The sequence below is a fragment of the Streptomyces sp. PU-14G genome, from assembly GCF_041028275.1.
Taxonomy (GTDB): Bacteria; Actinomycetota; Actinomycetes; order Streptomycetales; family Streptomycetaceae; genus Streptomyces.
The window spans coordinates 1-5,484 of the sequence record NZ_JASKYT010000467.1; the positions used below are offsets into that span (position 1 = coordinate 1).

A 5,484-nucleotide genomic window follows, 5' to 3' on the forward strand; every position below is an offset into this window, starting at 1 on the left:
GCGTGACCGGCACCCCCGGTCCCACCCCGCGCGCGTGCCGGGGCCCGCATCCTGACCCGGCACGGGCCCGSRCCSKGACCCGGACCCGTGCCGGGTCAGGATGCGGGCGGGGCCGCGCGCGTGCCGGGTCGCGGTGCCGGGCTCGGCGCGGGGTGGGACCGGGGGTGCCGGTCACGCTCACGGGCCGGTGTCGCGTACGCGCACGGGGAGCGTCCGCAGTCCCCGCAGGGTCGCGGTCGGTTCGTACTCGGCCGTGCCGGACGGGACGAACCCGAGGCGCGCCTCGCGCAGGGCCACGAGCACGGCGCGCAGTTGCAGCGTGGCCAGCCCCGCACCCAGGCAGGCGTGCGCGCCCCGGCCGAACGCCAGATGCCGGCCCCTGCGGCGGCCGAGGTCGACGGTGTCCGGGTCCGGGAAGACGTCCGGGTCACGGTTCGCGGCGCCCAGCAGCAGCACCAGCACCTCCCCGCGCCCTATCCGCCGGCCGGCCACCTCGCTGTCCCGCACGCACACCCGGGCGTCCGCCTGTACCGGGCCCTCCAGCCGCAGCAGTTCGTCCACCAGCGTGTCGAGTCGCCCCTCGGCCGCCGCGCGGTCCGGCAGCGCCCGATCGTCCGTCACCAGGCGGGCGAGCGCGTTGCCCAGCAGGCGGCTGACCGACTCGTATCCCGCGTGCAGCACGGCGCGCAGCGAGTTGGCCAGCACCGCCTCGGAGACCTCGGGCGTGCGCGCACGGGCCGCCCGCAGCGCCCCGACGAAACCGCCCTCCTCTGCCGTGTCCAGCCAGGTACCGACCATGCGGCTCAGCTCCTGCCTGGCCTTGTTGCCCGGTTCGGCGCGTGCGGGGTCGAGGCCGGCGTCCATGCTGCGGACGATGGCGTTCGACATCTCCTCGAACCAGGGCCCGTCGGGGGAGGCGACGCCCAGGAAGTCGCACATCGTGTGGAGGGCGAGAGGGCGGGCGATCTCGCTGACGAGATCGACCGGACGGTCCGTGCCGCGCACGGCCGCCAGCCGCTGCGCGGCGAGCCGCGCGGCGGTGTCGGTCACCGCCGTGTGCGAGCGGGTGTGCAGCGCGGAGACGAGCAGGTGCCGGATCGCTCCGTGGGCGGGCGGGTCGAGGGACTGCACGCTCAGCTGGGCTTCGGGGATGTTCTCCCCCACCCTGCGGAAGTCCGAGCCGAACGAGGCGGAGTCGCCGAGGACCGCACGGCACTCGGCGTGCCCGGTGAGGACCCAGGAATCGAGCTGCCCGTGCCAGTAGACGCGCCGGTGCTCGCGCAGCCGCCGGTAGAAGGGGTGCGGGGCGGCGATGACCTCGGGCGCCAGGGGGTCGTAGCGGGTGTCCCGCTGTGCGTGCGCCGCGGCTCCCGTCATGGTCTGCCTTTCTCGGGGTGCGGAGTCTCGTGGTGCGGGGTCTCGGGTGCGGGTTCTCTTGTCCGGGTTCCGGGGTGTGGGTCCTCGGGTTCGGGTTTCGTGACGGTCCCCGAGGAGGTGGGGCGGTGACGGGACGCGTCGCCGCTCGCGGCCACGCGCGGAGACGCGTGGCCGCGGTGACGTGGTGTCATCAGTGGATGTAACGCATGGCACTCTCCTTTCGGTGAAGGGGTGTCAGCAACGCCGTGGACGCGAGGGCCGACGGCGAGTTCTCCAGCGCCCCGGTATTCCGGGACGGGTGGAATTCAGATGAGAGCGGGGGCGCTGTTCGGACCGGGAGACGCCTGCACATCGATGGCAGTGGCAGTGCTCACTCGTTGAAAGAAAAGCAATCCCCGCATCCCACCTTCCGTGTTGGTCTGGTGGCGACCGGAAGTCGGCCGTCGTCACCCTCCGACAGCGATTGCGTTCGGCGCAAGGGGCGGCACGTCGAAAAACGCTACTTTTCCTCCGGTGGAAAAGTGAACGGTCCATTCCGCCGTGACGTACCGCAGTGGCGTCCAAAACAGCGCATGCGGGACGGGCGAGCGGGGCACTCACCTGTTTGGCAAGCCGCTCGACACGACGCGACTGCAAAGGTGTGTACCTATGAAGACACGGGTGGAGTGCAGACCGAGCAGGAAACGGAGACCGGGGCGTACTTCATGAGCGCGGCACGCGCGTTCGCTCTGCTGGCAGCTCTCGCGGAACTGGAGAGGGAGGACCCGGGCGCCCACCGTTTGGGCGTCATCGCCCGCCGCGCGGGGCTGAGCCCCTCCCAGGCGAACAAGCTCCTCGCCCAGGCCGAGGAACATGGACTGGTCCGCAGGACCGGATACGGCCGCTACGCGTTGTCCCCGAACGCGGCAACGACAGGCGCGACGGCAACACGGCCTGCGGCGGTGGCGGCGGTGGCGCCGGCCGTCCGCGGGGCGAAGGCGCAGGGGTCGGAGCCGGGGCCTCTGGCCGCTCGGGCACGGCCGCGGGCCGTGCCTTCCGTGGCGGGTGCGGCACCGGTGCGGAAAGCGCTGCCCGCGGCCGGGCAGCGGCCCGTCACCGTGCCCGCACGGTGACGGGCACGGGAGGTGGGGCCGGGGCCGGGCACCGCCACGGCGGGAGGGCGCGCGCCCGAGTGGGCACCCGCGCGGGTCTCACCTCTGGCGGGTCACACCTTGCGGTAGGTGTACGCCTCCTCTGCCGCCGCGGCCACCGCCGCCAGGTCGCCGCCGCCCGCGGCCGTCACCACAGCGGCGATCGCGCCCTCCACCAGCGGGGCGTCCAGCAGGCGGGCCGGGTCGGGGAGTTCGTCCCCCTCGGCCAGCAGCGTCTTGACCGTCAGGACCGCGCTGCCCAGGTCGGCGAGGAGCGCGACGCCCGCACCCGCGTCCACGCGGCGGGCCGCCTCGGTGATCATCTCCTCGCTCGTGCCCAGGCCGCCGTCGGGCAGACCGCCGGCGCCGGTGACGGGCGCGTCGGGTACCCCGGCGAGAGCGGCGGCCATCGCGGCCACCGCGTCGGCGACCTGCTTGCTGTGGGAGACCAGCACGATCCCCACCCGGGCTCCGTCGTTCGCGTCCGCCATGCTCACTCGCTCCCTTCCGCTTCGCCGCCCGCTGCTGCGAGGGCGGCCATCAGCAGTGCCGCGGAGGCGGCTCCCGGGTCCTGGTGGCCGATGCTCCGCTCGCCCAGGTAGCTGGCGCGCCCCTTGCGCGCCTGGAGCGGAACCGTCTCCTTGGCGCCCTGCTCGGCCGCCTTCCGAGCCGCTCGCAGGTCCTTGCCGCCGCTGTCCGCCAGCGCGTCGGCGGCCGGCCAGAGCGCGTCCAGCATGGTCTTGTCGCCCGCGGCGGCGCCGCCCAACTGGGCCACCGCGTCGATCCCCGCGCGCAGCGCCCCGGCCAGCTCCTCGCCCGTCACCACCTCCGCGTCACCGAGCGTCTTGCCCGTACGGCGCAGCAGCGTCCCGTACAGCGGGCCCGAGGCACCGCCGACGGTCGAGACGAGCTTGCGGCCCGCCGTCATCAGCACCGACCCGGGCGTGGCAGGGACGCCCTCGTCCAGCTCGCTGCGGACCGCCGCGAACCCGCGGCGCATGTTGCCGCCGTGGTCGGCGTCGCCGATCGCCGAGTCCAGCTCCGTCAGCCGGTCGGCCTCGCGGTCGACCGCGTCCGCGGCGGCCCGCATCCAGCGCGCGAAGAAGGCGGCGTCCCAGCCCTCCGCGCTTCCGCCGCCCTCGCCGGACCCGCCGGCGCCGTTCGTCACCTTGCCGCTCACCACTGCTCCTTCGCCGCTGTCCCGGTTTCGGTCGTGCTGCCCCGTGCGGGGCGTGCCGCGCCCCCGCCACCGCGGCGGGGCGCGGCGGCGGCGCCGTGGCCTGACGGCACGCGGCACTACGGCCGCGCCGGCCCCGTCACGCCAGCCGGTCCCGTCACGCCGGTCCCGTCACGCCGGCCCCGGCGCGCCAGGACCGCCGCGTGCCGGTGCCACCGCCGCTGTGCGCATCCGCTCAGACGCCCCACCGCAGCCCCGGGGTGCGCACAGGCGCGTCCCACAGCCGCAGCAGCTCCTCGTCGGCCCGGCACAGCGTCACAGAGGCGCCGGCCATGTCGAGCGAGGTCACATAGTTGCCGACGAGGGTACGGGCGACCGGAATCCGCCGCTCGGCCAGGACCCGGTGCACCTCGCCGCAGAACCCGTACAGCTCCAGCAGCGGCGTCGCCCCCATGCCGTTGACCAGCGCCAGCACCGGTTCCTCGGGCGGCAACTCCTCCAGCACGGCGTCAACGGCGGCCTGGGCGATCTCACCCGAGGTCATCATCTCGCGCCGCTCCCGGCCCGGCTCCCCGTGGATGCCGACGCCCAGCTCCAGCTCGCCCGGCGGCAGCTCGAACATGGGGCCGCCCTTCGACGGGGTGCTGCAGGCGCTCAGCGCCACCCCGAAACTGCGCGACGACTCGGCCACGCGACGTGCGGTCTCCGCGACCCGCTCCAGCGGCGCGCCCTCGGCGGCGAGCGCCCCGGCGATCTTCTCCACGAACAGGGTCGCGCCGGTGCCCCGCCGCCCGGCCGTGTGGGTGCTGTCGGTGACGGCGACATCGTCCTCCACCAGCACCTTGGCGATGCGCACGCCCTCGTCCTCGGCGAGCTCGGCCGCCATGTCGAAGTTCAGGACGTCGCCGGTGTAGTTCTTGACGACGAACAGCACACCCTCGCCGCTGTCCACGGCCGCCGCGGCGGCCACCATCTGGTCGGGAACGGGCGAGGTGAAGACCTCGCCGGGACAGGCGGCGTCCAGCATCCCCGGCCCCACGAAACCCCCGTGCAGCGGCTCGTGCCCCGAGCCGCCGCCCGAGACGAGCGCCACCTTGCCCGCCACGGGCGCGTCCCGGCGGAGCACGATCCGCCTGTCCACGTCGACCGTCAGCTCCGGGTGCGCCGCCGCCATCCCCCGCAGCGCGTCGGGGACCACGGACTCGGGCACGTTGATCAGCATTCGCATGTGTACCTCCGGGCGAGATTAGCAGCCACTTCGGCGGGCCGCGTGGCCGCGAAGTGCGCGCGCCTCCCGGCCCGGGGACGTACGCGTCATCGCCACGCTGCCGAGCGCCACCCCGCACCGCGGGGTGGGCCACCCGCGACCCGCGGAGAGCGCCTCGCGCCCCGCGACCCGAGGAGCGCGCCCCGCGATCCGCGGCGCGCGGCGCGCGGCGCGGTGGCCGAGGAACCGCGCATGACCTGGACCGAGCCGAACCGATAGGCTGCCACGCCATGGCAGCACCGATTCCCAAAGCAGAACTGCACCTCCACATCGAGGGCACCCTCGAGCCCGAGCTCGCTTTCGCCCTCGCCGAGCGCAACGGGGTGGCCCTCCCCTTCGCCTCGCAGGACGAGCTGCGGGCCGCCTACTCCTTCCAGGACCTGCAGTCCTTCCTGGACCTCTACTACGCGCTGATGACGGTGCTGCGCACGGAGGMCGACTTCGCCGACCTGGCCGACGCCTACCTCGCCCGCGCCTGCGGGTCGAAGAAGATCTCCGCATGGCGTACGCCCTGCTCGCGGGCGCGGGCGAGG

General features: G+C 74.5%; 5 protein-coding genes and 1 pseudogene. 2 read left to right on the forward strand and 4 right to left on the reverse strand.

Going from position 1 to position 5,484, the window contains the following annotated elements; translation table 11 throughout:
- Positions 1 to 177: 177 nt before the first annotated feature.
- Complete coding sequence (locus tag AB8Z75_RS31570; protein ID WP_369208025.1) at positions 178 to 1,377, reverse strand: cytochrome P450; 1,200 nt, start codon at positions 1,375 to 1,377, stop codon at positions 178 to 180.
- Positions 1,378 to 2,042: 665 nt separating this feature from the next.
- Here AB8Z75_RS31570 and AB8Z75_RS31575 point away from each other — a divergent pair.
- Positions 2,043 to 2,489 carry a helix-turn-helix domain-containing protein gene (locus AB8Z75_RS31575; protein ID WP_369208027.1) on the forward strand — a complete coding sequence of 149 codons (447 nt, stop codon included), beginning with the start codon at positions 2,043 to 2,045 and terminating at the stop codon, positions 2,487 to 2,489.
- 92 nt (positions 2,490 to 2,581) lie between these two features.
- On the opposite strand, the gene dhaM is transcribed toward AB8Z75_RS31575, so the two are convergent.
- The 3 genes from dhaM to dhaK form a co-directional block, all read right to left on the reverse strand.
- On the reverse strand, positions 2,582 to 2,998 hold the full coding sequence (gene dhaM, locus AB8Z75_RS31580; protein WP_369208029.1) for a dihydroxyacetone kinase phosphoryl donor subunit DhaM: 417 nt from the start codon (positions 2,996 to 2,998) through the stop codon (positions 2,582 to 2,584).
- Between the two features lie 2 nt (positions 2,999 to 3,000).
- Positions 3,001 to 3,687, reverse strand: coding sequence for a dihydroxyacetone kinase subunit DhaL (dhaL, locus tag AB8Z75_RS31585; protein WP_369208031.1), 687 nt, complete (start codon positions 3,685 to 3,687; stop codon positions 3,001 to 3,003).
- A 232-nt stretch (positions 3,688 to 3,919) separates the two neighbouring features.
- Positions 3,920 to 4,912 (reverse strand): dihydroxyacetone kinase subunit DhaK, encoded by a 993-nt coding sequence (dhaK, locus tag AB8Z75_RS31590; RefSeq protein WP_369208033.1) that lies wholly within the window; start codon positions 4,910 to 4,912, stop codon positions 3,920 to 3,922.
- Between the two features lie 269 nt (positions 4,913 to 5,181).
- On the opposite strand from dhaK, the pseudogene AB8Z75_RS31595 reads away from it, so the two are divergent.
- Positions 5,182 to 5,484, forward strand: a pseudogene (locus AB8Z75_RS31595) (hypothetical protein); the annotation flags it as partial.

Coding starts and splice junctions, on each gene's coding strand:
- dhaK (WP_369208033.1), bottom strand. CDS start 4,912: ATGCGAATGCTGATCAACGTGCCCGAGTCCGTGGTCCCCGACGCGCTG.
- AB8Z75_RS31570 (WP_369208025.1), bottom strand. CDS start 1,377: ATGACGGGAGCCGCGGCGCACGCACAGCGGGACACCCGCTACGACCCC.
- dhaM (WP_369208029.1), bottom strand. CDS start 2,998: ATGGCGGACGCGAACGACGGAGCCCGGGTGGGGATCGTGCTGGTCTCC.